Annotated in this window: 23 protein-coding genes; 9 read left to right on the top strand and 14 right to left on the bottom strand. The window is 63.6% G+C overall.

Annotated elements, in window-relative coordinates; all coding sequences use genetic code 11:
* Positions 1-116: 116 nt before the first annotated feature.
* A complete protein-coding gene (dksA, locus tag ACWTU9_RS09050; RefSeq protein ID WP_112395407.1) occupies positions 117-533 on the bottom strand; it encodes an RNA polymerase-binding protein DksA in 417 nt (138 codons plus the stop codon).
* 254 nt (positions 534-787) lie between these two features.
* On the opposite strand from dksA, the gene ACWTU9_RS09055 reads away from it, so the two are divergent.
* From ACWTU9_RS09055 to ACWTU9_RS09070, 4 genes are all read left to right on the top strand, one after another.
* The gene (locus ACWTU9_RS09055) at positions 788-1,291 is read left to right on the top strand and encodes a SixA phosphatase family protein (protein ID WP_455857998.1); all 504 of its coding nucleotides are present in this window, start codon (positions 788-790) and stop codon (positions 1,289-1,291) included.
* A gap of 85 nt (positions 1,292-1,376) precedes the next feature.
* Positions 1,377-2,855, top strand: coding sequence for a YcjX family protein (locus ACWTU9_RS09060; RefSeq protein ID WP_455857999.1), 1,479 nt, complete (start codon positions 1,377-1,379; stop codon positions 2,853-2,855).
* Positions 2,852-3,916, top strand: coding sequence for a YcjF family protein (locus ACWTU9_RS09065; RefSeq protein WP_455858000.1), 1,065 nt, complete (start codon positions 2,852-2,854; stop codon positions 3,914-3,916). Before ACWTU9_RS09060 ends, ACWTU9_RS09065 begins: the two co-directional genes overlap by 4 nt.
* An 83-nt stretch (positions 3,917-3,999) precedes the next feature.
* Complete coding sequence (locus ACWTU9_RS09070; protein ID WP_112561509.1) at positions 4,000-4,548, top strand: hypothetical protein; 549 nt, start codon at positions 4,000-4,002, stop codon at positions 4,546-4,548.
* Positions 4,549-4,619: 71 nt separating this feature from the next.
* On the opposite strand, the gene ACWTU9_RS09075 is transcribed toward ACWTU9_RS09070, so the two are convergent.
* From ACWTU9_RS09075 to ACWTU9_RS09085, 3 genes are all read right to left on the bottom strand, one after another.
* On the bottom strand, positions 4,620-4,886 hold the full coding sequence (locus ACWTU9_RS09075; RefSeq protein ID WP_352561783.1) for a hypothetical protein: 267 nt from the start codon (positions 4,884-4,886) through the stop codon (positions 4,620-4,622).
* A gap of 182 nt (positions 4,887-5,068) precedes the next feature.
* The gene (locus ACWTU9_RS09080) at positions 5,069-6,277 is read right to left on the bottom strand and encodes an MFS transporter (RefSeq protein ID WP_455858001.1); all 1,209 of its coding nucleotides are present in this window, start codon (positions 6,275-6,277) and stop codon (positions 5,069-5,071) included.
* 60 nt (positions 6,278-6,337) lie between these two features.
* A complete protein-coding gene (locus ACWTU9_RS09085) occupies positions 6,338-7,327 on the bottom strand; it encodes an AraC family transcriptional regulator (RefSeq protein WP_454587094.1) in 990 nt (329 codons plus the stop codon).
* Between the two features lie 161 nt (positions 7,328-7,488).
* On the opposite strand from ACWTU9_RS09085, the gene ACWTU9_RS09090 reads away from it, so the two are divergent.
* Positions 7,489-9,339: a monovalent cation:proton antiporter-2 (CPA2) family protein gene (locus ACWTU9_RS09090; RefSeq protein WP_455858002.1), complete on the top strand. Its 1,851-nt coding sequence runs from the start codon at positions 7,489-7,491 to the stop codon at positions 9,337-9,339.
* Positions 9,336-9,884 carry a DUF924 family protein gene (locus ACWTU9_RS09095; protein ID WP_455858003.1) on the top strand — a complete coding sequence of 183 codons (549 nt, stop codon included), beginning with the start codon at positions 9,336-9,338 and terminating at the stop codon, positions 9,882-9,884. The genes ACWTU9_RS09090 and ACWTU9_RS09095 overlap by 4 nt, the downstream gene beginning before the upstream one ends.
* Here ACWTU9_RS09095 and folK read toward each other — a convergent pair.
* Genes folK through folP form a run of 3 tightly spaced genes read right to left on the bottom strand, consistent with a single transcriptional unit; the run spans position 9,881 to position 11,599 of the window.
* The gene (folK, locus tag ACWTU9_RS09100; protein WP_455858004.1) at positions 9,881-10,393 is read right to left on the bottom strand and encodes a 2-amino-4-hydroxy-6-hydroxymethyldihydropteridine diphosphokinase; all 513 of its coding nucleotides are present in this window, start codon (positions 10,391-10,393) and stop codon (positions 9,881-9,883) included. The two genes, ACWTU9_RS09095 and folK, sit on opposite strands and share 4 nt — an antisense overlap.
* Positions 10,377-10,736: a dihydroneopterin aldolase gene (gene folB / locus ACWTU9_RS09105; RefSeq protein WP_142865847.1), complete on the bottom strand. Its 360-nt coding sequence runs from the start codon at positions 10,734-10,736 to the stop codon at positions 10,377-10,379. Before folB ends, folK begins: the two co-directional genes overlap by 17 nt.
* A gap of 17 nt (positions 10,737-10,753) precedes the next feature.
* Entirely contained in the window at positions 10,754-11,599 is an 846-nt protein-coding gene (gene folP / locus ACWTU9_RS09110; protein WP_455858005.1) for a dihydropteroate synthase, read from the bottom strand.
* 118 nt (positions 11,600-11,717) lie between these two features.
* On the opposite strand from folP, the gene ACWTU9_RS09115 reads away from it, so the two are divergent.
* Positions 11,718-12,338 carry a DUF922 domain-containing Zn-dependent protease gene (locus ACWTU9_RS09115; protein ID WP_454587099.1) on the top strand — a complete coding sequence of 207 codons (621 nt, stop codon included), beginning with the start codon at positions 11,718-11,720 and terminating at the stop codon, positions 12,336-12,338.
* Positions 12,339-12,544: 206 nt separating this feature from the next.
* The gene (locus tag ACWTU9_RS09120; protein ID WP_455858006.1) at positions 12,545-14,029 is read left to right on the top strand and encodes an MDR family MFS transporter; all 1,485 of its coding nucleotides are present in this window, start codon (positions 12,545-12,547) and stop codon (positions 14,027-14,029) included.
* 20 nt (positions 14,030-14,049) lie between these two features.
* Here the strand turns inward: ACWTU9_RS09120 and ACWTU9_RS09125 are convergent, their stop codons facing one another.
* The 3 genes from ACWTU9_RS09125 to ACWTU9_RS09135 form a co-directional block, all read right to left on the bottom strand.
* Positions 14,050-15,081, bottom strand: a complete 1,032-nt coding sequence (locus tag ACWTU9_RS09125; RefSeq protein ID WP_455858007.1) for an NAD(P)/FAD-dependent oxidoreductase — start codon at positions 15,079-15,081, stop codon at positions 14,050-14,052.
* 92 nt (positions 15,082-15,173) lie between these two features.
* Positions 15,174-15,494 carry a 2Fe-2S iron-sulfur cluster-binding protein gene (locus ACWTU9_RS09130; protein WP_023707481.1) on the bottom strand — a complete coding sequence of 107 codons (321 nt, stop codon included), beginning with the start codon at positions 15,492-15,494 and terminating at the stop codon, positions 15,174-15,176.
* Positions 15,495-15,652: 158 nt separating this feature from the next.
* Positions 15,653-15,991, bottom strand: a complete 339-nt coding sequence (locus ACWTU9_RS09135) for an Hpt domain-containing protein (RefSeq protein WP_455858270.1) — start codon at positions 15,989-15,991, stop codon at positions 15,653-15,655.
* 314 nt (positions 15,992-16,305) lie between these two features.
* Between ACWTU9_RS09135 and ACWTU9_RS09140 the strand changes: the two genes are divergently transcribed.
* A complete protein-coding gene (locus ACWTU9_RS09140) occupies positions 16,306-22,371 on the top strand; it encodes an apolipoprotein A-IV repeat region-like domain-containing protein (RefSeq protein WP_455858008.1) in 6,066 nt (2,021 codons plus the stop codon).
* Between the two features lie 130 nt (positions 22,372-22,501).
* Here the strand turns inward: ACWTU9_RS09140 and ACWTU9_RS09145 are convergent, their stop codons facing one another.
* The 4 genes from ACWTU9_RS09145 to ACWTU9_RS09160 all read right to left on the bottom strand — a co-directional run bounded on the left by ACWTU9_RS09145 (position 22,502) and on the right by ACWTU9_RS09160 (position 26,576).
* Entirely contained in the window at positions 22,502-23,101 is a 600-nt protein-coding gene (locus tag ACWTU9_RS09145) for an ABC-type transport auxiliary lipoprotein family protein (RefSeq protein WP_455858009.1), read from the bottom strand.
* A 79-nt stretch (positions 23,102-23,180) separates the two neighbouring features.
* The gene (locus ACWTU9_RS09150; protein ID WP_455858010.1) at positions 23,181-24,554 is read right to left on the bottom strand and encodes an MlaD family protein; all 1,374 of its coding nucleotides are present in this window, start codon (positions 24,552-24,554) and stop codon (positions 23,181-23,183) included.
* A gap of 14 nt (positions 24,555-24,568) precedes the next feature.
* On the bottom strand, positions 24,569-25,387 hold the full coding sequence (locus ACWTU9_RS09155) for an ABC transporter ATP-binding protein (protein WP_455858011.1): 819 nt from the start codon (positions 25,385-25,387) through the stop codon (positions 24,569-24,571).
* Between the two features lies 1 nt (position 25,388).
* A complete protein-coding gene (locus ACWTU9_RS09160) occupies positions 25,389-26,576 on the bottom strand; it encodes an ABC transporter permease (protein WP_455858012.1) in 1,188 nt (395 codons plus the stop codon).

Genomic DNA, 26,576 nt, shown 5'->3' on the forward strand with positions numbered 1-26,576 from the left:
TGACCTTTAGGGATGAGCGTTTCGTCGGATGAGGTTTCCGCCCGTCACGACATGGCAAAAAACAAAAATGGCCGGGAATCCCGGCCATTTTTGAATTGCTGCCCTGCGGCTGCCTCTCAATCGTCGCGATAGACTTTCTCGCGGCGCTCGTGGCGCTCCTGCGCTTCGATCGACAAGGTCGCGATCGGGCGCGCGTCGAGCCGCTTCAGCGCGATCGGCTCGCCGGTTTCCTCGCAATAGCCGTAAGTGCCTTCATCGATGCGTTGCAGCGCCGAATCGATCTTTGAAATGAGCTTGCGCTGGCGGTCGCGGGCGCGAAGCTCGATGGCGCGATCGGTTTCCGAAGAAGCCCGATCTGCGAGATCCGGGTGGTTGGCGTTTTCCTGCTGCAGGATTTCGAGAGTTTCGCGCGCTTCGCGCAGTATGTCGTTCTTCCAAGTGACGAGCTTCAAGCGAAAGTAAGATTTCTGCCGCTCGTTCATGAACGGCTCGTCTTCGGAGGGTACGTAATCGGCGGTAGAGATATCGTTCATTCGACTCACCCAACAACCCCAAATTTTGCGCTTATATATTCGCGCGGAGGGGGCTGCACAAGCGTAATCGGCGCGCGTTTCACGCAATTGTTAATGCCGTACTGGCGAGGCGCGGCAAAGCCTTCCACAGCAAGGGCGCGCGCGAATTCGCACATGATTCGTTGCGCTTGGGTGCCGCCGCCCATTGTGCGGCAGGCCGTTCTCGTGGCTAATCCATTGTGTCATTTGATAGGCAGCACGCCATGGGGGGTCCGGTGAGCAGACTGTATCTGTTGCGGCATGCCAAGGCTGGCTGGGCCCTGCCCGGCGTGCGCGACTTCGACCGCCCGCTCGACGCATCGGGCATTGCCGATGCCGAAACGATGGGCACAGCCATGCGTGCCCGCAACTACATTCCCGATATCACGCTCTGCTCCAATGCCAAGCGAGCGCGCCAAACGCTGGAGGGCATCGCCGGCCACACCGATACCGGCCGGGTGCTGTTCTTCGACACGCTCTACAGCGAGGACGCCGCCGGTTACCTGGGCATCATCCGCGGCAATGGCGGCCCCGGCTCGCTGCTGGTCATCGGCCACAATCCGATGACGGAAGACCTTGCCATGGCGGTTTCCGGCAATGGCGACGAGGCGGCGCGGGCCATCATGAACCATGGTTTCCCGACCTCCGGCCTTGCCGTCGTCCGCTTTAACGGCGCCCTCGCCGAGGCCGCGCAAGGTGCCGGCTATCTCGAAGCCTTCCTGACCCCCGCCGATCTCTGAGCGGAGCCGGCCAGCCCGGGCGCCATTTCAAACTTGAGCCGCAGAGCCTATATCGGGGCTGAGGGAAGCCCCGAGAGAACAGATTTTGGCATCATCGCTGACGACATTTACCGACGAAGCGAGAATTGCCCTGGATACGCTCTCGGGGCGCGCGAGTGGGCTTTTCTCGCCATCGCTGCGGCTCGGAGTCACCGGCCTTTCCCGCGCCGGCAAGACGGTGTTCATCTCGGCTCTTGTCCACAATCTGATCCACGGCGGGCGGCTGCCGCTGTTCGAGGCGCAAAAGTCTGGACGCATCGCGCGGGCCTTCCTCGAGGAACAGCCGGATGACGCGGTGCCGCGTTTTCAGTACGAGGACCATATCGCCGTCCTGGTCAATGACCGTATCTGGCCGGACTCGACGCGCGCCATTTCGGAACTCAGGCTCACCATCGAATATGAATCGGCCTCCGGCTGGAACCGCATGTTTTCCAGCGGCCGATTGTCGGTCGACATCGTCGACTACCCCGGCGAATGGCTGCTCGACCTGCCGCTGCTCGGCAAATCCTTCGCCGATTTCTCGCGCGAAGCCTTCGAGATGGCGATGCTGCCGGTGCGGGTCGACCTGTCGCAGGACTGGCGGGCCCTGTCGGGGACGATCGACCCCAATGCCGACGCCGACGAGATGACGGCGCGCCGGCTGGCCGAGAGCTTTGCCGCCTATCTCAAGGCCTGCAAGCTCGACGAACGGGCGCTCTCGACCTTGCCCCCCGGCCGTTTCCTGATGCCTGGCGACCTCGAGGGTTCGCCGGCGCTGACCTTCGCGCCCTTGCTGCTTCAAAGCGAGCGGCGGCCGCGCTCCGGTTCGCTGCAGGCGATGATGGAGCGGCGCTACGAGGCCTACAAGACACATGTGGTGAAGCCGTTCTTCCGCGAACATATCACCCGCCTCGACCGCCAGATCGTGCTGATCGACGCCATGCAGGCGCTGAACGCCGGCCCTGGCGCGATGGCCGACCTCGAACGTGCGGTGACCGAGATCCTCTCCTGCTTCCGCCCCGGCCGGGGCAATTTCCTTACCGACCTGTTTTCACGCCGCATCGACCGCATTCTCGTCGCTGCGACCAAGGCCGACCATCTGCATCACGAAAGCCATGACCGGCTGCAGGCGATCGTGCGGCGGCTTGCCGACCGGGCCGTGGCGCGGGCAAATTTCACCGGCGCCGATGTCGACGTGGTCGCCATGGCGGCTATGCGCGCGACACGCGAAGGCACGGTCAAGCAGGGCCGGGAGACGTTGCCAGTTATCATCGGCACGCCGCTGAACGGCGAAAAAATCAACGGCGAAACCTTCGATGGCAAAACCGAAACCGCCATATTTCCCGGGGACTTGCCGGAAAAAATTGATGCCGTTTTCGATGTTTCCGAAACCGACCATCGGCAAAGCAGCGACGATCCGGCGATCCGTTTCGTGCGCTTTCGCCCGCCAAAGCTCGAACGCACCGCCGAAGGCGTCACGCTGTCGTTGCCGCATATCAGGCTCGACCGCGCCCTGCAGTTCCTGATCGGAGACCATCTGGCATGACCGCGCCCCGCAGACCGGCAGCTTTCCGTATCGAGCCGGCGGCCGAACCGAAGCAGGCCCGCAGCCATGCCGAGCCGCTTCCGACGCGCAAGCCGCGCGCCGTGGTCGTGCCGGCCGAGATCGACGTCTTCGACGAACCCGAAATCATTGCTGCCGAACCACCGCCAGCGACCGTGCCGCGCAAGCGCTCGCTGTTTGCCAGCCTGTTTTTCGGCGCGGTCGGCGTGCTGGTTTCGCTGGCCGTCGGCCTGTGGACCGACCAGCTCATTCGCGACCTGTTCGAGCGCGCAGAGTGGCTGGGCTGGCTGGCGGCCGCAATGGCCGGGATCGCCGTGCTGGCGCTGGTGATCGTGCTGGTGCGCGAATTCCTGGCCATCGCCCGGCTGGCCGAGGTCGAAAAGCTGCAAAAGCGGGCTCTCGATGCCGTGGCGCGCGACGATCCGAAGGCGGCAAGGGCCGTCGTCGACGAACTCTCGGCCTTTGTCGCGGCCAAACCCGAAACGGCGGCAGGCAGACGATCGCTGGCCGAATTGCGCGGCGAGATCATCGATGGCGGCAATCTGGTGCGGCTGGCCGAAACCGAGATTCTCGGGCCGCTCGACGCACGGGCAAAGGTGATGATCCTGGAAGCGGCCAAGCGTGTGTCCCTGGTGACGGCGGTCAGCCCACGGGCGCTGGTCGACGTCGCCTATGTCGTGTTCGAGGCGGGGCGCCTGATCCGCCGCCTGTCCGAGCTTTACGGTGGCCGGCCGGGCACACTGGGCTTTTTCCGGCTGGCGCGCAGCGTTCTCGCCCATCTGGCGGTGACCGGCTCGATCGCCGTCGGCGACAGCTTTGTCCAGCAGATCGTCGGCCACGGCCTTGCCGCGCGGCTTTCGGCCAAACTCGGCGAAGGCGTCGTCAACGGCATGATGACGGCGCGCATCGGCATTGCGGCGATGGAGACGGCGCGACCCCTGCCCTTCATTGCCGCCAGGCGGCCGGGTATGGGCGATTTCCTGTCGGCGCTGACCTCTTTCGCGACCAAAAAAGAAGGCGAAACAGCGCAAGCCGGAAAGTAACTTCCCGCCCGGCGGTCACCAAGCATTAACCAATCTTGTTCATGGTCGTCCAACAACAGCCTCCTTGTTGCCGGGTGTCGTCCATGAAAAGCGTAATCTTGTCCTGCGTCCTGCCCCTGGTCGCGCTTGCAGCACCTCTGGGCCTGGCCGGGAAAGCCTCTGCAGCCGAACCCGACAAGCAATTCTTCCGCACCGTCGAAGGCAAATGGGTCGGCCCGGGCGAGATCGTTGCCGGCAAGTACAAGGGCACGAAATTCACCTGCAGCTTCGACGGCTCGACGCCTGACAACAAGACGGGCATGTCGCTGGACGGCGACTGCCGGGTCGGTGTTTTCACCCAGAAAATGTCAGCGACCGTTGAGCGCAAGGGACGCGACTACAAGGGCAACTTCATGGGCGGCGCCGCGGGTTCGGGTCTCGACATTATCGGCGGCAATGTCGTCGATCCCCGCAAGGTGGTCTTCACCATCAACCGCAACCAGTTGCGTGGCGTCATGCAGGCTCGCATTCCCGACGACAATTCGATGACGGTGACCATCGCCGTGCGCGTCGACCAGCAACTGGTGCCGGTGATCGGCATGAGCCTCAAGCGCGTCGATGCCGTGGAAGTCGGTTCCATCGCCAAGAACTGATTGCCGGCAGCGGCAAGAAAAAAGGCGGCGGCCATCCGAGCCACCGCCTTCTTCAATTCCCCGAACGACAATCAGCCCTTTATGGCGGCCGTCAGCTCGTCATAGGCCTTGCAGGCTTCGTCCAGCGTCGTGGCGCCCTGGTACTTGGTTGTCACCGCCTGCACCTTGGCCGTCAGGTCGGCGGCCTTGGACGGGTCCTTGGTGATCGCCTCCTGCAGCGCGGCGGTCATCTCCTGCGCCTTCTTGGCCGCGATCTCCTGCGTGCATTCAGGCGCCTTCGAGCAGGCCGATGCGGCAAGCATGGCGACACCCACGCCGGCGAGCAAAAACTTCTTCATGTCAGTCATCTCCTCAAAAAGGCAGAACTTGATCGTCGCTGCCTTCCAACGGCCGAAGCCGAGCGTCCCTTAGCCGCCGATTGCGGCAAAACGCAACGCGCGCACCGCATAAACTTGTGTAACGCGGCTGCAACATCGCGGCGGCCCGGACTTCAGGCCGCCGGCGTGAGCGGGAGCAAGGTTCAGCCGCGAGGCTGCAGCATCGCCAGCACGGCTGTCGATGCGGCAAGGACCGCGGTAAGGGTCAAGGGCCCCGTAGCGCCATAGGTGTCCACGACATAACCACCGACCACCGCGCCCATGGTGATGGCGACCTGGAAAGAGGTGACCATCAGGCTGCCCGCTGCTTCCAGCGCATCAGGCGCCGCACGGGACAGATTGGTCGGCAGCACCACCGGCGCCATGCCGAAGGCGAAGCCCCAAAGCGTGACAAACCCGAAGGCAATACCGATGTGCACGCCCCAAAGTACCAATGCCAGCGCCGCAAACCCCATCAAAGCGGCGGTGACCAGGAGCGCCATGTGGATATTGGCATCGGCCAAGCGGCCGCCGGCAATGTTGCCGATTACGGCGGCGATGCCAAATCCAAGCAGAGCCAACGCAATCGGCCCGGTTGCGAGCAGCGAAACGTGTTCGAGGAAGGGGCGCACATAGACGGAGCCGGCAAAATGCCCCGTCATCAGCAAGACAATGGCAAGCATGCCGAGTTGAACGCCACGCCGCCGTGTCAGTCGAAATACGTCTCCAAGACTGTTGCTTGCAGCCGCAGGCAAGGTCGGCAGGCTAAGCAGTTGCAGCAGCATGGCAATCACGGCCAGCCCCGCCGTCATGGCCATGGCGCTGCGCCATCCCAGCCAGTCGCTGATCAACGCACCCATCGAGGGCGCGGCAATGGTGGCAAGCGAGACGCCGAGGGTGACGATGGCCATGCCTCGACCTGTCGCATTAGCGCCGACTAGCCTCGCCACGACGGCAACCGAAAGTGCCCAGAAAGCGCTGAGAGCGACGCCCAGCCCGGCCCTGCCTAACAACAGCAGCCAGAAATTGGGCGCCAACGCTGCAAGAATGTTGGAACCGACCGCCAGGGCCATGAGGCCAACCAGCACGGTCTTGCGGTTCAACCGGCCGATGAGAACATTGCTCAACATGGCCGTCACGGCACCGACGGACGCGGTGGCGGTAACGACCTGTCCGGCCGTTCCCTCGCTGATGCCCAGATCGCGCGCCATCGGCGTCAACAGACCTGCCGGCAGGAATTCGGCCGACACCAGCGCAAAGCTGGTGGCAGCCAATGAAATGACCGCGAACCAGGTGGTTGTGCTCCACGCTGCTGGCGCATCGGCGTCAAGGCCGATCGCGGTGTCTTCAAGCTGTAATGTTGTGTCAGTCACGGAACGATCTCCAAAGTTTGGAGATCTTAGATAGGCGAGTCTGCCCGGATTATATGTATCTTAAAATCCGAAATTCATATCTATTCGTCCGGGAATTGTGCGGCGCACAACGCCGGGCGAGACATTGGTGATGCGCTTGAACGCGCGGGCGAATGATGCCTCGGAATCATAGCCCAGACGGGTAGCGACTTCGGCAACCGACATGCCGTTTTGCCCTAGCAAATCGCGGGCAAGCTGCATACGCAGGCGGGCGAGATAATGTGCAGCGCCCTCCCCCAAGACAGCGCTGAAGCGCTCGGCGAAAATCGACCGCGATTGGCCCGCCACGCCGGCCAGGCTTCCCAGCGTCCAGTTATGGCCGGGGTCCCGGTGCATGGCTGCCAGAGCGCGGCCGATATGAGGGTCGCGGATGGCGGCGAGCCAACCAGTCGTCGAGGCTCCGTTGCAATTGACCCAGCAGCGGATGAGCCGGGCTGTCAGCAAGTCCGCCATACGCGACAGAATCGTGGCGCTGCCCATCTGCGGTTGCGCGGCCTCCACCGTCATCGCCGCCAGCAAAGGACCGACGACCGGGTCATTGCCGGCGACATCGCAACCCTTGATGACAGGCGGCATCAACGTGATCAACGGGTTGAGCGCACAGGAGCCCAAGGCCATGGAGCCGCAGAAAAGGGTGCTTGTCGCGCCCGTTCCCTGCCTTACCACTTCGCAGACATTGCCACCCAACTTGGTCACCTGGCAGCCCTCGAGCGAGTCGCCTTCAACGTCCGGCGCACTCGCCAGCCGATGGGCGGTGCCTTGCGGGAGCAGCACCAGATCGCCATCGCGCAACTCCTGCCAGCCTTGCGCTTCGGTATGAATCCAGCATGGACCCTGGCCTACAAAGTGAAAACGAAGCAGCGGTTGTTGCGGAAACTCTATGCTCCATGGATGCCGGAGTTCGCAGCGGCCATAGTTGACGCCACTCAAGCGAAAGTCTTGCAAAACTTCGCTTAGCGCGTCCATCGGGATATGGGGCGGCGAAGACGGTCGGGACGAATGGTCAAGCATTTGCCGAATATAGATGCCGAACGTCCGGCAGGCAAGCAGAGACCGTTGTTCCACCGGGGCGACCGCTACGATGACGCCCTACCCTTCCTGGCAGGCTTCCCGCCCTTGCCTCCCACTCCAACTGCATGCAAGGAGTGCTGGAGAACACAGGGACAAGAGGCATGGCGGCGGAAGCATCGGGCAGCGATCTCATTCAGGTGGTGGCGCTGCTTGCCGCGGGCGTCGTCGCTGTTCCGATCTTCAAACGCATGGGGCTGGGCTCGATCCTCGGCTATCTCGCCGCCGGCGTCGTCATCGGGCCGTTCGGTATCGGCATTTTTTCCGAATCGGAAGCCATCCTGCATGTCGCCGAACTCGGCGTCGTCATGTTCCTGTTCATCATCGGGCTGGAGATGCAGCCATCGCGGCTGTGGGGCCTGCGGCGTGAGATTTTTGGCCTCGGCGCCCTGCAAGTTGGCGTCTGCGCCTTGCTGCTCACCGGTGTCGGTCTCGCCGGCGGATTTCCGATCGCGCAATCCTTCGTTGCCGGTGCCGGCTTCGTGCTGACCTCGACGGCAATCGTCATGCAGCTGCTGGAAGAGCGCGGCGAGATGGCCAGCCCGAAGGGACAGCGCATCGTTTCCATCCTGCTGCTCGAGGATCTGGCGATCGTGCCGCTGCTGGCGCTGGTCGCCTTCCTGGCGCCGGGTGGCGCCGAGATGACCCTGCAGCAAAGGCTGACCGAGATCGGCATCGGCCTTGGCGCCATCGTCGGGCTGGTGGTCGCCGGCCGGTATCTGCTCAATCCGTTCTTCCGCATCCTGGCCGACGCCAAGGCGCGCGAAGTGATGACGGCGGCGGCGCTGCTGGTCGTGCTGGGGTCGGCGCTGGTCATGCAGCTTTCCGGCCTGTCGATGGCGATGGGCGCGTTCCTGGCCGGCGTGCTTCTGTCCGAATCGACATTCCGCCACCAACTGGAAGCCGACATCGAACCGTTCCGCGGCATCCTGCTCGGCCTGTTCTTCCTCGCTGTCGGCATGTCGCTCGACCTGCATGTGGTCGTCGACAACTGGCGGCTCGTCGCCGTGTATGTCGTCGCCTACATGGCGATGAAGGCGCTCGGCATCTATCTCGTCGCCCGCATGCTGAAGAGCGGCCACCGCGAAGCGCTGGAGCGCGCCGTGTTCATGGCGCAGGGCGGCGAATTCGCCTTCGTGCTTTATTCCGCCGCCGCGGCAGTCGGCATCATCGACAGCCGGGCCAACGCCACGCTGACCGCGATCATCATCATCTCCATGGTGCTGACTCCGCTGGCCATCATTGCGCTTAGATATCTGACGCCGCGCGATGAGCAGTCGCTCGAGGGCGTGGACATCGCCGACGGCCTGACCGGCAGCGTTCTGGTCATCGGTTTCGGTCGCTTCGGCCAGATCGCCAGCCAGCCGCTTTTGTTGCGCGGCATCGACGTGTCGATCATCGACAATGATGTCGAAATGATCCAGGCGGCCGCCGATTTCGGCTTCAAGGTCTATTATGGCGACGGCACCCGGCTCGACATTCTGCGCGCCGCCGGTGCTGGCCGCGCACGCGCCGTGCTGATCTGCGTCGACAAGGCGGACGCTGCCGTTCGCATTGCCGAACTGATTAAGGCGGAGTTCCCGCTGCTGACCGTTCTGGCGCGTGCGTATGATCGCGGCACCGCGCTGTCGCTCATTCGCGTCGGAGTGGATTTCCAGCTGCGCGAAACCTTCGAATCGGCCCTCGTTTTTGGTGGCTCGGCGCTCGAAGCACTTGGCGTCGAACCGGAAGATGTCGCCGACGTCATCGAGGACGTGCGCCGCCGCGACAACGACCGCTTCGAGACGCAACTGGCGGAAGGCATACGGGCTGGCCGGCGCTTCCTCAGGGGCAATATCGGCACGCCCATACCGACGCCGCTTGCCCCGCCACGCCGACCCGGCCAGGCACTGAATGAGGAAACCGCCGGTGTGTTGAGCAAATCCGAACAAGCCCAGCCAGAGGAAGGCCGATGACCGTATTGGATGAGCGCGCGCTCGCCGTCACAAAATTCTGGCGCGAGGCCGGTGAAGATGCGTGGTTCGAGAAGAACGACGCTTTCGACGCGGATTTCCGCAGCCGGTTTCTGGACCTGCATTTTGCCGCCGCGCGCCGCGAATGCGATGTATGGTCGGAGCATGCCGAGGGCTCACTGGCGCTGATGATCTTGCTCGACCAGTTCCCGCGCAACTGCTTTCGCGGCACCGGCCACATGTACGCCACCGATCCGCTGGCAAGGCACTTTGCCGGCAAGGCGATCGCCGCCGGCCATGACGTTGCGCTGGAAAAAGACTTGCGCGTCTTCCTGTACCTTCCCTACGAACATTCGGAATTGCCCGCCGACCAGGACAGATCGGTCGAACTCACGACCGCCAGGGCGCCGGAGTATATCAAATACGCGATCGAGCATCGCGACATCATCGAGCGTTTCGGGCGCTTTCCGCACAGGAACAAGATGCTTGGCCGTGAGACGACTGCCGACGAACAGGCATTTCTCGATGGCGGCGGGTTTTCGGGTTAGCTCAACCACCAGTCACGGCCGGACGTGAGCCGCTCTATGCCAGACGTGTCGACGGCGCCAAGCCGCTCTGACACGCTGCGGCCTCCCACCGCCAGCTCCGGCGCGATCTCGGCCAGGGGCGCCAGCACGAAGGCGCGCTCCAGCATCCGGGGATGCGGCACTTCCAGCCCGGTCTCGTGGATGATGCGGTCGCCGAACACCAATATGTCGATGTCGATCAGGCGCGGCCCCCAGCGCTCCTCACGCACCCGCTTCAGCTTGCGCTCGGCCTCGAGGCAGAGGTCGAGCAGCGCCCTCGGCGCCAGCGCCGTCGAAATCTCGGCAGCGGCGTTGAGGAAATCCGGCTGGTCGAGCTTGCCCCAGGGCGGCGTGCGGTAGAGCGAGGAAACAGCGATGACGCGCGTGCTCTCGTCGGCGTCGAGCAGGCGCAGCGCCGTGGCCATCGAGGCCGCCGGATCGCCGAGATTGCCGCCAAGGCTGAGATAGACCGTGTTATTCGGGCCAGACAACGGTCACCTCGACATAATCGAGCACGCCGGGCACCGGCGCGTTTGGTTTGCGCACGGTGATCTCGGCCTTCCTGATCTGTGGAAACCGCGCCGTCAGCGCCTTCGCCACTTCGAGCGCCAGCGCCTCGATCAGGAAACGGCGATGCCCCGTGATGATCTTTTCAATCACCGTGAAGGCGATGCCGTAATTGACGGTGTCCTCGATGGAATCATCCTCCAGCGGGCGGCTGGGCTCGACCGTCAATTCGGCATCGACGTAGAAACGCTGGCCAAGCGCCTCCTCCTCGTCCAGCACGCCGTGCCGGGCAAAGAAGGCGCAGTTCTTCATGCGGATCACGTACATTTCTTAGCTTCCTGGGCTTAGTATCCCGGCTTTTCACGCGCCAGCATAGCATCGGCCACGGCCAGTGCGTCCACGTTGATTGCGACATCGTGGACGCGAAACAGATCGGCACCCCTCAGCCTGAGGATGACGCTGGTGGCGGCCGTGCCGGCGCCGCGCGCGGCGGCCTCGCGGCCGGTGACCGTGCCGATGAAGCGTTTTCTGGAGGTGCCGGCCATCAGGGGAAAGCCGAGCGCCTTTAGTTCGGAAAACCGCGCCATCAGATCGAGGTTCTCCTCCGCCGTCTCCTTGGCGAAGCCGAAGCCGGCATCGAGCACGATATGGTCGTCCTTGACGCCGCTGCGCTTCGCGATTTCCAGCGATTTCTTCAGGAATAAAAACTGATCGTCGATGACGTCGGGCAGCTTTTGCCGCTCGCGCCCGGTGTGCATGATGACCAGCCCAGCGCCGGTCTCAGCGGCGACGCGGGCAATGCCGGGTTCACGCTGCAGGCCCCAGACATCGTTGACGATATGCGCGCCGGCGGCAACGGCGAGGCGCGCGGTTTGCTCGCGATAGGTGTCGACCGAAATCAGGGCATCGCCGGAGCCGGCGAGTGCTGCGATCACCGGCAGGATGCGGGCCTGCTCGTCCTCAGGGGTTACGGGAGAGGCGCCGGGGCGCGTGGATTCTCCGCCGATGTCGATGACGGCAGCGCCCTCTTCCACCATGCGGCGCGCCCGCGCCACCGCCTGGTCAGGCGCGATGAACCGCCCGCCATCCGAAAAACTGTCCGGCGTGACGTTGAGAATGCCGACCACTATGGCCTTCTCGCCAAGGTCGAGATGGCGCCCATGCGCCAGTTGCCATCGCCTTGTCGTCATTGTCCTTCAACCATGTGACCCATCGAGCGCTTGCAATCCATCAACGATGCGTGATCGGTGGAGGATCAATTCGGTTGCGCCGGCAACGGCCGTAAAGCAAGGTGAGTGAAGAGGCAACATGATGAAGCGACCCCTGCTCTGCGCCCTGATGCTGGCTTTGACCGCCCCGCCGGCGGGCGCGACCAATCTGGTGAAGACCTATAGCTATTTTGCCATCGGCGGCAGCACGCTCGATGACATCGAGACGCAATTGTCGAAGCATGGACCCGAGGTGAAAAGCACCGGCATGCGGCATCCGGGTGCGACCCAGATGGCGTTCACCACCCGCATCAGCTACGCGCAGACTGCCGATTCCTGCCACATTGCCAAGGCTGCCGTCACCGTCAAGGTCAAGGTCATCCTTCCGGAGTGGCGCCGGCCGCGCAAGGCCGACCCCGATGTCAGGCTGTTCTGGGATACGCTGTCGGCAGACATCAAGCGCCACGAGGAGCGCCATGTCGAGATTGCCAAGAACCACGGCCGTCAGCTCGAGGACGCGCTGAACGGGAGCTTTCCGCAAAAGACCTGCGCCGAGGCAAAGGCGAAAGCGGCGCAGATCACCGCGACCGAGCTCGCCCGGCATGACCAGGACCAGCTGCGCTTCGACCGCGTCGAAGGCGTCAACTTCGAAAGCCGCATTCTGCGGCTGCTGCGCTACCGCATGCAGCGCGTCGAAAGCGGCCAGGTTCCGCCTGGCTGACCACGGGACTGGAACAAGCCAATCCTGCCGAAACATGAGGCCAGCCGCTGAAAATTTTCGGGCAAGGGTCGAAATCGGCCTATACGGGACGACATATGTCAGGCCCGCAAGACGCGAGCTTCGAAACACGAGATCAAGACCAATTGAGGCGGCGTATAGCGAAGCGGCCATTTGGCGCCGCACTCAAACGTTATGGATGAACTGATATGGACCAGGCTGTCGACAATCCGGCTATGGTGGCGCCCGCCGCGCCGCTGACGGAAAGCGAGAAGAACGTCATCATCGCCGGCATCCTTTTGTCGATGCTCCTGGCGGCGCTCGACCAGACAATCGTCGCGCCGGCCATGCCGACCATCGGCCGTGCGCTCGGCCACGCCGACTATCTGCCGTGGATCGTGACCGGTTATCTCCTGACGGCGACCGCCATGGCGCCGCTTTATGGCAAGATCTCCGACGTCCATGGCCGCCGGCCGACCGTCTATGCGGCGATCCTGATCTTCCTCGTGGGGTCGCTGGTCAGTGCCTTGGCGCCCAACATGTTCGTGCTGGTCATCGGCCGGGCGATCCAGGGTGGGGGCGGCGGTGGCCTGTTCGCCCTGGCGCAGATCGTCATCGGCGACCTGGTGCCGCCGCGCGAACGGGCGCGCTATGCCGCCTGGATTTCGGGCACATGGGCTGTCGCCAGCATCGCCGGACCGTTGCTCGGCGGCGGTTTTGCCGAACATCTGCATTGGTCGCTGATCTTCTGGATCAACATTCCGCTTGGCCTGGTGGCGATGGCGATCATCAACAAGCCGCTGCGCAAACTGCCGGTCGCCGCAAAGCGCCATCGCATCGACGCCCTGGGCGCGCTGCTTCTGGTTGTGGCGACGGCATTGCTGCTCCTGGCGCTCAACTGGGGCGGCAGCGCCTATCCATGGGCCTCTCGCGAGATTCTCGGCCTGCTCGCCTGTTCGTCGGTCTTCTGGGGCGCGTTCGCGCTGCGGCTGATGCGAGCGACCGAGCCGCTGATTTCATTGGAAGTGCTCAGCAATCCCATCGTGCTTGCCGGAACGGCGTCGATGTTCCTGCTGCAGGCCGCCAATATCGGCCTGTCCGTGTACCTGCCGGTCTATTTGCAGTCGATCATCGGCCTATCGGTCAGCCAGTCAGGCCTTGCCATGCTCGGCCTGCTGCTCGGCACGGTCGCCGGCGCGACGTTCAGCGGCCGCACGATACCGCGCTTCTTCCACTACAAGCGCATCGCCATGATCGGCGTTCTCTTCGCCATCATCTGTCTTGGCGTGCTCAGCCTGGCTGCAGGCCGCGCCTCGCTGCTGGTGGTCGAACTCTTGACCATCTGCATCGGGCTTGGAAGCGGCACCACCTTCCCGGTCGTCACCGTCTCGGTGCAGAACGCCGTCGACCGCGCGCATCTCGGCGTCGCCACCGGCGTGCTGACTTTCCTGCGTTCGCTGGGCAGCGCGCTCGGCGTCGCCATGCTCGGCGCCGTCGCGCTCGGCTATGGCCTGCCGCTTGCCGGCGAAGGCGCGCCTGCCGCCGCCAGACAGATCGTGTCGGCGACGCCCTTCATGATGATCTTCCTTGCCGCGGCCATCACGCTCGTCCTGTCGCTGATCACACTGGCGCTGATGCCGGAGAAGTCGCTGCGTGGCCGCGACGAGACCGAGGCGGCAGTCCTGGTGGAGTGATCCAGAGAGCCCGGTAGGACCTACTCCACGACGCCGAGCTTTTTCTGCAGGCTCGTCGACGACGTCGTGTACTGGAAGACGATGCGCTCGCCGGGGCTTATGATGCGCTTGGCCGCCTGCGCCATCAGCGCGACTTCGTGAAAACCCGACAGGATCAGCTTCAGCTTGCCGGGATACCAGTTGATGTCGCCGACTGCGAAGATGCCGGGCACCGAGGTCTGGAACTTTTCGGTGTCGACCGGAACCAGGTTCTCGTGAAGATTGAGTCCCCATTCGGCGATCGGGCCGAGCTTCATGGTCAGGCCGAAGAACGGCAGCATGCGCGTGCATGGCACCTCGATATCGCCCTCAGGACCGCCCTTGATGGTCGCGGACGCCAGCTGGCCGTCGGCGCCGGCCAGGCCGCTCACCTGCCCGACGCGGAATTCCAGCTGTTTCATCTCCTGCATGGCGTACATCTTGTTGACGCTGTCGGGCGCCGCCCTGAATTCCGGGCGGCGGTGGACCAGCGTCACGCTCTTTGCCACCGGCTGCAGGTTCAGCGTCCAGTCGAGCGCGGAATCGCCGCCGCCGACGATGACGAGGTCGTGGCCGCGAAAGTCCTCCATGCGGCGCACCGAATAGAAGACGCTCTTGCCCTCATAGGCCTCGATGCCGGGAATCGGCGGCCGCTTGGGCTGGAACGAGCCGCCGCCGGCGGCGATCACCACCACCTTGGCCTCGAACACCTCGTTCTCGTCGGTGGTGACCCGAAATGAGCCGTCGTCGAGTTTCTCCAGGCTGGAGACCATGCGGTTGAAGGTGAAATCGGGCTTGAACGGGTGGATCTGCTCGAGCAGCTTGTCGACCAGGCCTTGCGCCGAGATCGAGGGCCAGCCCGGAATATCGTAGATCGGCTTTTCCGGATAAAGCTCGGCGCACTGGCCGCCCGGCCGGTCGAGGATGTCGATCAAATGGCACTTCATGTCGAAGAGGCCGAGTTCGAACACAGCGAACAGGCCAACCGGCCCTGCCCCGACAATAAGTGCGTCGGTCTTGATTACATCGGTCATGCCAGGTGAGCCTCATTGCCAAACTGGCGCGAGACTGCATGAGCATTGGCTTGCTGCCAAGCGCCGGCGATAAAAATCCGAAAGAAGTTGGTTCAGCCCTGGCGGGCGGGCACACGCACCACGAGGCCGTCAAGCGCGTCGCGCACCTTGATCTGGCAGGACAGGCGTGAGTTCGGCTGGACGTCATAGGCGAAGTCCAGCATGTCCTCTTCCATCGCCTCCGGCTCGCCGACCTCTGCCGTCCAGGCTTCGTCGACATAGACATGGCAGGTCGCGCAGGCGCAGGCGCCGCCGCATTCCGCCTCGATGCCCGGCACCGCGTTGCGGATCGCATTCTCCATGACGGTCGAGCCGTTTTCGGCCTCGACATCGAAAGGAGTGCCGTCATGGGCGATGAAGGTCAGCTTGGTCATTTGTCACCTGAAGGGAGTCTCAGCCGAGATAATCACTCCGCCGGACAAGTCAACTGCGGCGCGAAAGCGCCGCTCTGTGACGTTTTTTTCAGAAAGCTGGCTAAAGCGCGCCCTGGCCCCGCTGATTCATCCCGGTGGCCGCTGCCGAGCGGCAGCCATTACCGGTTGATGGCGGCGATGAAATCGCGCACTTCCTCGATCAGGGCTCCGAGGCGCTTGAGGGTGCGCATGTCTTCCGGCTGCCGTTCGATCGATGAGGCGCAGTCGGCGATGGCAAAGGCGCCGACCCCGCGCGCCGAACCTTTCAGCCCATGTGCCAGAAGCAGCCTCTCCCTGACGTCGGCGTCGACTATTCTGTCGCGGACGGAAAGCGCCTGCTGTACGAAGAGTGCCAATACCTCTTGTTCGAGGGCGCGATCGCCCATTGTCTGACGGGCCAGATGGGCCATATCCACCGGCCGCGAACGGGCCGGTCCCGACACATCGCCGCCCGGCATTGAGAAGGCAATGCCGCTTTCACCGCGTACCAATTTGAAACTCCCTGTGCCAATCACCAAAAAACCTAGGCGATTTCCGTCGCCAACGCGTTAATGAATGGGCTGGAAAATTGTTGCCGTGGAGGCGGCGAAATCACGTTCTCGTTAACCTTATATTTAAAGTTTTACGTATCTCGCGGAATGCATGTTTTCTTTACCCCTGTGTGTCATTACGATACGAGGGTCCATTTTCAGCCTCCTGCGTGGGACCAGACAAGCCAGAATCAGGCCAAAATCATAAAGTCCCTCGGCAGCTAGTACAGGGTAGCGAAGGCATGGCGAAGAAACCAACGACGACCAGAAATCTCGACAGCGACGTAGCCAGGGAACTCGAAAAGGCACTAGACCTCGACCTTAGCGGGGACGGCAGCGGCGATCTCGATATTGCGGCGTCGATGGAAGATCTGGAAGCGCAGATTTCGCAGGCCGCCGATGAACTGGCGCGCGAAGGCCGCACCCAAAAACCCGCCCCCGTTCAAAGCGCACCCGTCCAACAAAATCAAAGCGCAACGCCGGCTGCCAAGGCCAAGCCCGCGGAGTTGCGCCCGGTTGAATCGCGCAACGCCGCCCAGCCGGCCGGTTTCAAGCCGGCAAACGATGACCACCAGAAAGACTACAAGACGCTGCTGCACAGCCTCAACCGGCGCGCGTCGAGCACGATCTATTGGGTCGTGGCGTTCGTGTCGCTGGCCTGGATTGCCGGCGCCGGCGGCCTTGCCAACCTCCTGTTTGGCCCCAGCATCTGGAAAATCCGTACATTCGATCAGCTCCTGGCCCGCCCCGAACTGATCGGCCTCGCAATCGCGGCAATCATTCCGGTTGTCCTGTTTTGGGCCTTCGCGGCGATGATCCGCCGCGCGCAGGAAATGCGCATCGCCGCCCAGTCGATGACGGAAGTGGCTTTCCGCCTGGCGGAGCCGGAAAACCTCGCCCAGGACCGTGTCATGATGATCGGCCAGGCCGTTCGCCGCGAGGTGGCGGCGATGGGCGAAGGCATCGAGCGCACTTTGGCGCGCGCCGTCGAGCTCGAAACGCTGGTCCACAGCGAAGTCAACCAGATCGAACGCTCCTATTCCGAGAACGAATCCCGCATCCGCTCGCTGGTCGACGGTCTGGGCAGCGAGCGCGAAGCCGTCGTCACCCATGCCGAGCGCGTGCGCGCCTCGATCACAGGCGCGCATGAGACACTGAAGGACGAAATCGGCGCTGCCTCGGACATCATTCGCGACTCGATCCTCAACGCCTCGACCAAGCTTTCGATGACGATCACCAATTCCGGCGACACGCTGATCGACCGCATCAACGAAAGCTCGATGTCGATCTTCGATCAGGTGGAAGGCCGGCTCGATACGATCACCGACCGGCTGTCGACGTCGGGCGAAGCCTTCGCATCGCTGCTCGATACCCGCATCGCCAAGCTGACGGACACCACGGACGGCCTGACCCGGTCGCTGACCGACCTGCTCGACGACCGCACCACCGGAATGGTGTCGCTGCTCGGCGGCGCCGCCCGGACCCTGAGCTCGGAATTCGAATCCAGCCTCAGCGGCATCGAGCGCACCTTGGCCGAACGTGGCCAGGCGCTGATCAGTGAATTCGAGACCCGCGCAGAAGCGCTCGACACCGGCACGCAAAAACTCAACGCCGCGCTTGAGGCGCGTGCCCGCCAGATCAACGAGACGCTGGTCGAGCGCGCTCGCGAGATCGCCCACACCTTTGCCGAGAGCAAGGACCATTTGTCGGCGATGATCGATCAGGGCAAGACCCAGATCGGCGCCGACATGGCCGACATCGTCTCGTCGACCTCGTCCATGCTCGAAGCCCGCGCCAGCGATTTCGCCGGCCGTATGGAAGCGGCCCGCCATGTCGTGTCGCGTTCCTTCGATACCGACATCCAGCGCCTCGCCGACGCTCGCGTCGGCATCGAGGAAGCTGTTGAAAACCACAGCCGCAAGCTGTCCGAAAGCCGCGAACGCATGGCAGAGGCCATGCAGGCCGACCTGGCGAAATTCGCCGAGGGCCGCGCCGGCATCGACGCAGCCGTAACCAACCAGGTGCAGAAGCTGGCCGAAGGCCGCAACCTGATTTCGCGCGCTTTGGAAGAGGATCTGCGCAAGGTCAACGAGTCCCGCGCCGCCATCGATGCGTCGCTGGGCAGCCATCTCGAACGGCTCGAAGAGGGCCGCAACCGGCTTAACCAGGCCTTGCATGAAGACTCCGGAAAACTTGTGCAAGCCCGTACGATCATTGATGAAATGGTCGCCGGACATGTTGGGAAACTGGCTGAAGGCCGCAACATTCTTTCACGCGCCCTGGAAGCCGATCTCGGCAAGCTTGCCGACAGCCGCGCCTCGATTGACGGGCTGGTCGCCGGTCAGGTCGAAAAGATCGCCGAGGGCCGCGCCGTCCTGACCAAGGCGCTCGAAAACGACATTATCGGCATCAAGGGCGTGATCGAGAACCACTCGGCGAAACTGGCCGAGGACCGGACCGAACTCAGCAAGGCGCTGGAGAACGATCTGTCCGGGATCAGGGGCCTGCTCTCCGACCATTCGAACCGGCTCGCCGACGATCGTGGCCTGTTGTCACAGACGCTCGAGGCCGACCTCGCCAAGCTGGCCGAAAGCCGGTCGAGCATAGACGGGCTGGTCGCCGGCCAGGTCGAGAAGCTGGCCGAAGGCCGCGACATCCTCAAGCGCGCGCTCGAAGCCGACATCAATACCATCAAGGGTGCCATCGTGGGTCATTCCGACCGGGTGGCGGAAGAGCGCAGCCAGCTTTCGAAGGCACTGGAAGCCGACCTGCAGAATGTGAACAGCCTGATCGCCGACCACACGAGCCGGCTTGTCCAGGATCGTTCGACGCTATCCCAGGCGCTTCAGGATGATCTGCACAATGTGAGCGGCATCATGGCCGATCATCAAAATAGGCTCGTCCAGGACCGTTCGGCCCTCTCGAAGGCACTGGAAGACGACATCGCCAAGCTGGCGGAGAGCCGCTCCAGCATCGATGGGCTGGTCGCCGGACAGGTCGAGAAGCTCGCCGAGGGCCGCGACATCCTCAAGCGGGCGCTCGAAGCCGATCTCAACACGATCAGGAGCGCCATTGCCGACCAGTCGCAGAAGCTGACCCAAAACCGTGGAGAGTTCGCACGGGTGCTGGAAGCCGATCTGGAAAATGTCAACAGCCTGCTCCAGGGCCACAGCGACAAGCTCGTCCAGGATCGCGCGACGCTGTCGAAGGCTCTTGAGGACGACCTCGCCAAGCTGGCCGAGAGCCGGTCGAGCATCGACGGGCTGGTCGCCGGCCAGGTCGAGAAGCTGGCCGAAGGCCGCGACATCCTCAAGCGCGCCCTGGAAGCCGACCTGCAGAAGCTGTCGGCAAGCCGCAGTGAGGTCGACGACATCATTGCGGGGCATGTCGGCAAGCTGGCCGAAGGCCGCAATATGCTGACGCAGGCGCTGGAAGACGATCTGGCAAAGCTCGCCGACACACGCAAGGATGTCGACATCTCGCTGTCGGGGCATATCGACCAGATTGCCGCCAGGAGCAGCGATATCTCGGCGGCCATCGCAGCCGACGTCGAAAAGATCGAGCAGGCCTTCAGCAAGCAGACCGGCATCATCGAGGAGCGCGCTGGAACGATGGAGCGTGCGCTGTCGGTGGGTGTCGACAATGTCCGCAACGTGCTCGAAAAGAGCGCCGTCTTCGTTGCCGGCGCCCTGCGCGAGAAAGTGATGGAAGTCACCAGTGCCTTGCACGAACAGGCGGGCGCTGCCTTTAGCGATGCAGACCGCAAGATCGCAGAGCGCGCCGAGCAGACGTCGGCCGCCCTGCTCGCCCGCGCCGAGGACATCGCCCGCACCTTCGAGGACGCGGATCGCCGCCTGCACGCACGTGCCGAGGACACGACGAGCGCGCTGCTTGCCCGGCACGACGAGACGTCGAACTCGCTGCTCGCCCGCGCCGAAGAAACGGCCGGACGGATGGCTGCCCGCGCCGGCGAAATCGCCGGCACGTTCGACGCCGCCGACCAGAAGCTAGTCGCCCGTGCGGTCGAGACGGCGCAGTCGCTGGCTGACCGCGCCGGCGACATCCTGCGCAACTTCGAGGGTGCAGACCAACGGCTGAGCATGCGCATCGGCGAATCCGCCGAAGCGCTTGCCGCCCGCGCCTCCGACCTCGGCCGCATCTTCGACGCCGCCGACCAGCAGCTCATCTCGCGCATTGCCGAGGGTTCAGACGCCCTGTCGGCGCGCGCCACCGAGATCAGCCGCATCTTCGACGAGGCCGATCACCGCCTGGTGTCGCGCATCGCCGACTCCACCTCGACGATCGGCGAGCATGCCGACAACATCGTCGGCGCGTTCACCAATACCGAGCAGCGGGTTGCCGAACGCGCACGCCAAACCGGCCAGGAACTTGCCGTCCACGCCCGCGAGATGGAGCAGGCTCTGGCCGGCGCCGACGAGCGGCTGGCAGCGAGCGTCGCTGCCGCAACCACCCGCGTCGAGGAACAGGTCGCGAGTGTCGAAAACCGCCTCGCCTACACCACCGAGACGATGGGCCAGAAGCTCAACGAGCAGGTGTCGAGCGCCGAGGCGCAACTGATCTCGCGCGCCAACACGATTGCCGAGACCTTCACCGCGGTTGGCCAACATATCGGCCAGAGCACCAACGACGCGGCCAAGACCATCGGCACCAACACCCGCGAGCTCAACACGATGCTGGCGGCACGTTCGGCCGAAATGTCGAAGATCCTCGACGAAACCGCACGGCCGCTGGTCGAGCGCTTCGCCCAGGGCGGCTCGGAACTGCAAAAGAGCATGGAAGAGGTCACCGAACGCGCCACCGAGAAGCTGCGCAGCGAAAACGCCGCCCTCGTCAACGCGCTCGCCAGCCGTACGGCCGAGACTCTGTCGGCCGTCGAAGGCGCGCGCTCTTCGCTTGCCGACAGTGTCGCCGATCTTATCGGCCGGATGAGCGTCTCCAGCTCGCAACTCGGTGAGCTGATCGAGCAGGCGGCGCTCAATCTCGGCCAGGTCGACGAACGCCTCAGCGGCAGCACGCAAAGCTTCGCGGCGACCACCGAAAAGGCGGCGCAGACCTTCGCCAGCTCGGCCCGCCTGGTCGATTCGAACACGACACGGCTTACCGAACTGTCGTCTGCGACGCTGCGCGAAGTCGCCTCGATCGCCACCAAGTTCGACGAGCACAGCCGTCTGTTGTCGTCGGCTTCCGACCTGCTGAGCTCGGCGCAGAGTAACCTGGAACACACGCTGGAGAGGCAGTCCTCACTGGAGGATCTCGCCGTCGGCCTGGTCAAGAAGTCGGAAGACCTCGAGAAGGTGATGCGTTCGTTCGAGAGCCTTGTCGGTCAGACGATGCAGAATGCCGAAGGCAGGACGCTGGCATCGGCCGACAAGATCCGCATTGCCATTGCGGAAGTGGTCGATTCGGCAACCAACCGGTTTGCCGATGCGACCGAGGAGATGCGGCGCACCGCAAGCTCGATCAAGAGCGAGCTTGACCTCACACGCGCCGAGCTCAAGAAGGGCGTCATCGAGATGCCGGAAGAGGCCAAGGAATCGACGTCGGCGATCCGCCGTGCCGTTTCCGAGCAGATCAACGCGCTCAAGGAACTTTCGGATATCGTTGCGAAATCGGGCCGCGGCGGGGGCGACAATTCCGAGCCCCGTAATTTGCGCCCGGCCCCCCAGGCGCCGGTCCAGCGCCCGGCCGAGCCGGTACGCCGCCCGCCGCCAGCGCCGCAGGACGAGCGTCCGGCACCGCAGGTGCCGCTTGGTGGCCTGCGCGGCACGCTCGATATCGAACGTCCCGCCGAAGCACCGCGCCAGCGCGACGCCAACGCCCGTACACCGCAAGGCGGATGGGTGCGCGACCTCCTGACCGGGGCATCGCGCGAGGAGGAAGTCGCCAGGCCGGCAGCGCCCGCGGAAGCGCCGCGCGCAACACCCGCCCAGCGTTCGCCGCTGCATGTCATGGAGTCGCTCAACTCGCTCTCCGTCGACATTGCCCGGGCGATCGACCATGACGCTTCGATCGAGCTGTGGAACCGCTACCGGCGCGGCGAACGTGACGTGTTCACGCGCCGCCTCTACACGCTGAAGGGCCAGCAGACCTTCGACGAAATCCGGCGCAAGTATCAGGGTGAGGCGGAGTTCCGCGCCGCCGTCGATCGCTATTGCGACGACTTCGAAAAGCTGCTCAAGGACGTCTCGCGCAACGACCGCGACAACATCATGGCGCAGACCTACCTGACGTCGGACACCGGCAAGGTCTACACCATGCTGGCCCACGCGAGCGGCCGGTTGCACTGATCGGGCAAAATCACCGGACAAGCAAAAGGCGGGATTTTTCCCGCCTTTTTTCATTCCCGAGAGCTTGGAGGGGCGCGAAGGATCGCAACCAAACGCACTATCTTGTCGCGATACGAAGCAATCGCCTCGCTCAGATCACGGAATCCGTCCAGCGCACGATATCCTTCGCAGCCTCGCCAAAGGCGCTGTCGAGTGCGCTGACATAGGCCGGATTGCCGCTGCCCGAGACGGGAGCAGATGCGGTGAAGCTCTTGGAGGCGCGCACCTCGCCGTTGCGGTCGTTGAGGATGCGCACGAACAGGTCGACCTCGGCATGTTCGCCGCCATTGACGCGAACGTCGAAGGACCGCACCTCGACGATGATTTGATAGTCGATCGCCAGCCCCTCGCCCGGCTTGCCAACACCGCTAAAGCTCCCGGAATGCTGGAAGGTTTCGGCGAGCCTTGCCTGCACGATGAGCGGCAGGCGATCCGCCCATTGCGCGCCCTTGAGGTACTGGATCGAGTGGTCGGACGGCCTGATGACGATGTTCTGGCTGTCCAGCGCCTTGAGCGCCGAAGGCTGGGCGATCAGGATCTGGCGGCGGCTGTGGCCCCGCATGTCGATCGAGGGAGCGGAAAGCTCGAATGTATCGAGCGGCGCCGGCTTGCCCCCCAATGCCGCGCAACCGGCCAACGTCAAGCCAAGCAACACGACAGCAGACTTATACCCACCCAAGCTGAACGTCACGCGCGATCCCCATTGTCCCCGGATCGTAAGACCAACCCGCAGTCGCGGTTCAACTTCTTGCGGCGGGCGGCGGCCGAAGTCAACGCCGCGCCCTGCCGTCGAACTGACGAACCTCGCCGGCGCCGCCCGAAAGGATGCGTTGCGGATTGCGGCTGAGATCGGTCACCGCCTCTTCGATGCGGCTGATCGAACGCCGGCTGTCCTGGACCAGCGCTTCGACATTCGACAGGCCCTGGCCGGAGAACCGCGCCAGATTGTCGGTAATGGTGCCAAGCCGTGCGTTCAGCGTGTCGGCGACCTGCTTGAACGATTTCAACGTGTCCCTGGCGTCCGCCATCACGCCGTCGGCCTGGCCTGAACCCAGCAGCGTGTCGACCCTTTTCAGGATGCCGTCAACGCGCACCGAGGCATCGTTGAGGCGCTGCGCCAGCTGTCTGGCATCCTTGATCGTCTCGTCGATATCGTCGGCCCGGTCGGCGAACTTGTCGGTCACCTTGGCGATGTCGGCGGCGGCCTTGTTGGCGTTTTCGCTGGCCTTCTGGATGTTGGCGAGCGCCACCCGCACCTGCGCCGGATCGATGCCGTCGAGCACATTGTCGACCTTGGCCAGCGTGCCTTGCGTGCGCGTGGCGAAATCATTGACCGAGCCGACCGCCGTATCGACGTTCTTGATCACGCCATCGAGCTGCTTCGACGTTTCCTTGAGGTTGCCCGTCACCGCATCGACGTTGGCGACGATGCTCTTGATCTTGTCCTTGTCGACGGCGTTGAGCAGGCCTTCGGCGGCCTTCAGCGTGCCGTCGAGCTTGCCCGAAACACCCTTCAACTCGTCCGACAGCGCGCTGACGGCGGTCAGGAACTTGTCGATGCCGTCGGCATTCTTGGCAAGCGCATCCGAGAACGTCTGGGCGTTCTTGACGGTCTGGGTCAGTGGCCCGCGCACATCCTTGGTGAAGCCTTCGAGGTCCGACAGCACCTTGTCGGCACGGGTGAAGATGTTTTGCGCTGTCTGCAGGAGATTGTTGACAGCCGACGGGTTGGCGAGAATTTCAGCGACCCTGCCTTCCTTGGCCGCCTCCTCAAGCAGGTTCGGCTCCTTGGGATTGGCACCCTTCAATTCGATGTTGACCTGGCCGGCAAGGCTGGCGATGCCGATATCGGCCTGCGTCGATTTGGTGAGCGGTGTTGTCGTGTCTATCTCGGTCGTGGCGATGGCGGCATTCGGATCGTTGCGGTCGAAATAGACCCGCTTGACCACACCGACCTTGACGCCGTTGAACAGCACCAGACTGCCTGGGCCAAGGCCTGAGGCCGAGCCCTGAATGCGCACGCGCAACTCCGCCGTCTCGCCGCGATCGCCAATCTGCGCTGTCCAGTAGACGAACGCGAAGGCCGCCAGGATCGCGGCCAGCGTGAAAATGCCGACAATGACGTAGTTGGCTCTGGTTTCCATTGCCCCACTTATGGCTATGCGCGCGCCGCAAGATCAAGTTGCCGGGCGCGTTTTCCGCGGAAATAGGATTTTACCCACGGCTCCTCGCTCTTCAGCATGTCGTCGATCGTGCCTTCGACCAGGATTTTCTTGTTGCCGAGCACCGCCACCCGGTCGCAAGCGGTAAAGAGCGTGTCGAGATCGTGTGTGACCATATAGACCGTCAGGTCCATCGTATCGCGCAGCTTGACGACCAATTCATCGAACTCGGACGCGCTGATCGGGTCAAGGCCGGACGTCGGCTCGTCGAGGAAGACGATGTCGGGGTCGAGCGCCAGCGCCCGCGCCAGGGCGGCGCGCTTGATCATGCCGCCCGAAAGCTCCGAGGGGAATTTTTGCGCGGCGTCCGGCGGCAGGCCGACCAGCTCGATCTTGAGCAAGGCCAGCTCGTCCATCAGCTTCTTCGGCAAATCGAGATATTCGCGCATCGGCACCTGCACGTTTTCCTGCACCGTCAGCGCCGAAAACAGCGCTCCATGCTGGAAAAGCACGCCAAGCCGCATGTCGACGCGCAACCGTTCGATGTCGCTCGCCTTGTCGACGTCGACGCCGAACAGCTTGATCGTCCCGGACTGCTTGTGCAGCAGGCCGAGAATGGTGCGCAGAAGCACCGATTTTCCGGCGCCCGAAGCACCGACGAAACCGAGGATTTCACCGCGCTTGATGTCGAGCGCCAGTTTGTCGAGGATCAGCTTGTCATCCAGGGAGACAGTAATGTCGCGCACGGAGAGCACGATATCGCTTTCGTTCGTCCCTTGCTCAGCCTTGATCGCCTTTGAGCTCTTACCCGTCATGTCAGAACTCGATCGAGGCGTAGAAGATGGCGAAAAGGCCGTCGAGGATGATGACGACGAAGATCGACTTCACCACCGAGGCGGTGACGTGCAGGCCCAGCGATTCGGCGCTGCCGCCGACTTTCATGCCTTCGACGGAAGCGATGGTGCCGATGATCATGGCCATGAACGGCGCCTTGATCAGGCCGGCGAAGATGGTACTGATGTCGATCGCGCCGCGCAGCCGATCGATGAAAGCGGACGGCGTGATGCCGGAATAAAGCCAGGCAGCGAGGATGCCGCCGCCAAGGGCTGCAAAATTGGCAATGATGGTGAGACAGGGCAGCGCGATCACCAGCGCCACCAGGCGCGGAAACACCAGCACGCCGATCGGGTTGAGGCCGATGACCTTCAACGCGTCGACCTCCTCGCGCATTTTCATCGAGCCGATCTCGGCGGTGATGGCGCTGCCGGAGCGGCCGGCGATCATGATTGCGGTCATCAGCACGCCGAGTTCGCGCAGGATCAGCACGCCGACCAGGTCGACAACGAAGATGTTGGCGCCGAAATAGTTGAGCTGGTAGGCGCCTTGCTGGGCGACGATGGCGCCAACGATGGCCGACATCAACGCCACCACCGGGATGGCGCCGACACCCATGCGATCGATCTGGTTGAAGATCGCCGCAGGGTTGATGGCATGGCCGCGCCCGAGTTTCATCTGCGCGCCGCCGATGGTGGCGCCGAGGATGTTCATCGAGGCGAGGAAATCGTCGCGCATCTCATAGACGCGGCGGCCGATCGCCTCCAGCCCGCGAAGGACGATGTTGGGGCGCCGGACACGACCCGATTCGGGCTCGCGCCGAACGGCCTCGCCGACAGCACCAAGCAGGATCGAGGCAACATCGCTTTGCCCCTGCATCCTGACCTCGACGCCCTTCTTCTCAAAGACGCTGACCAGGCGGTCGATCAACCAGGCGCCGGCCGTATCAATCTTCTCGATGTGGGAGAGGTCGAGGGCCAGCGTTTGAAAGCCTTTGCGCTGCTCGATCTTGCGCATCTCGGCATCGATCAGCGCCACCGTCCGCGTCGTCCAGATTCCGGAGAAAGCGCATCCGAGGACGCCGCCCTCCTCGCCGACCGCGACGCGGGGCTGGTGGTCGGCCTCCTTGGCGGCGTTGCCGCTTGCGTCGCGTTTGCCGATGGTCAACAT

The sequence above is a fragment of the Mesorhizobium sp. 128a genome, from assembly GCF_053848025.1.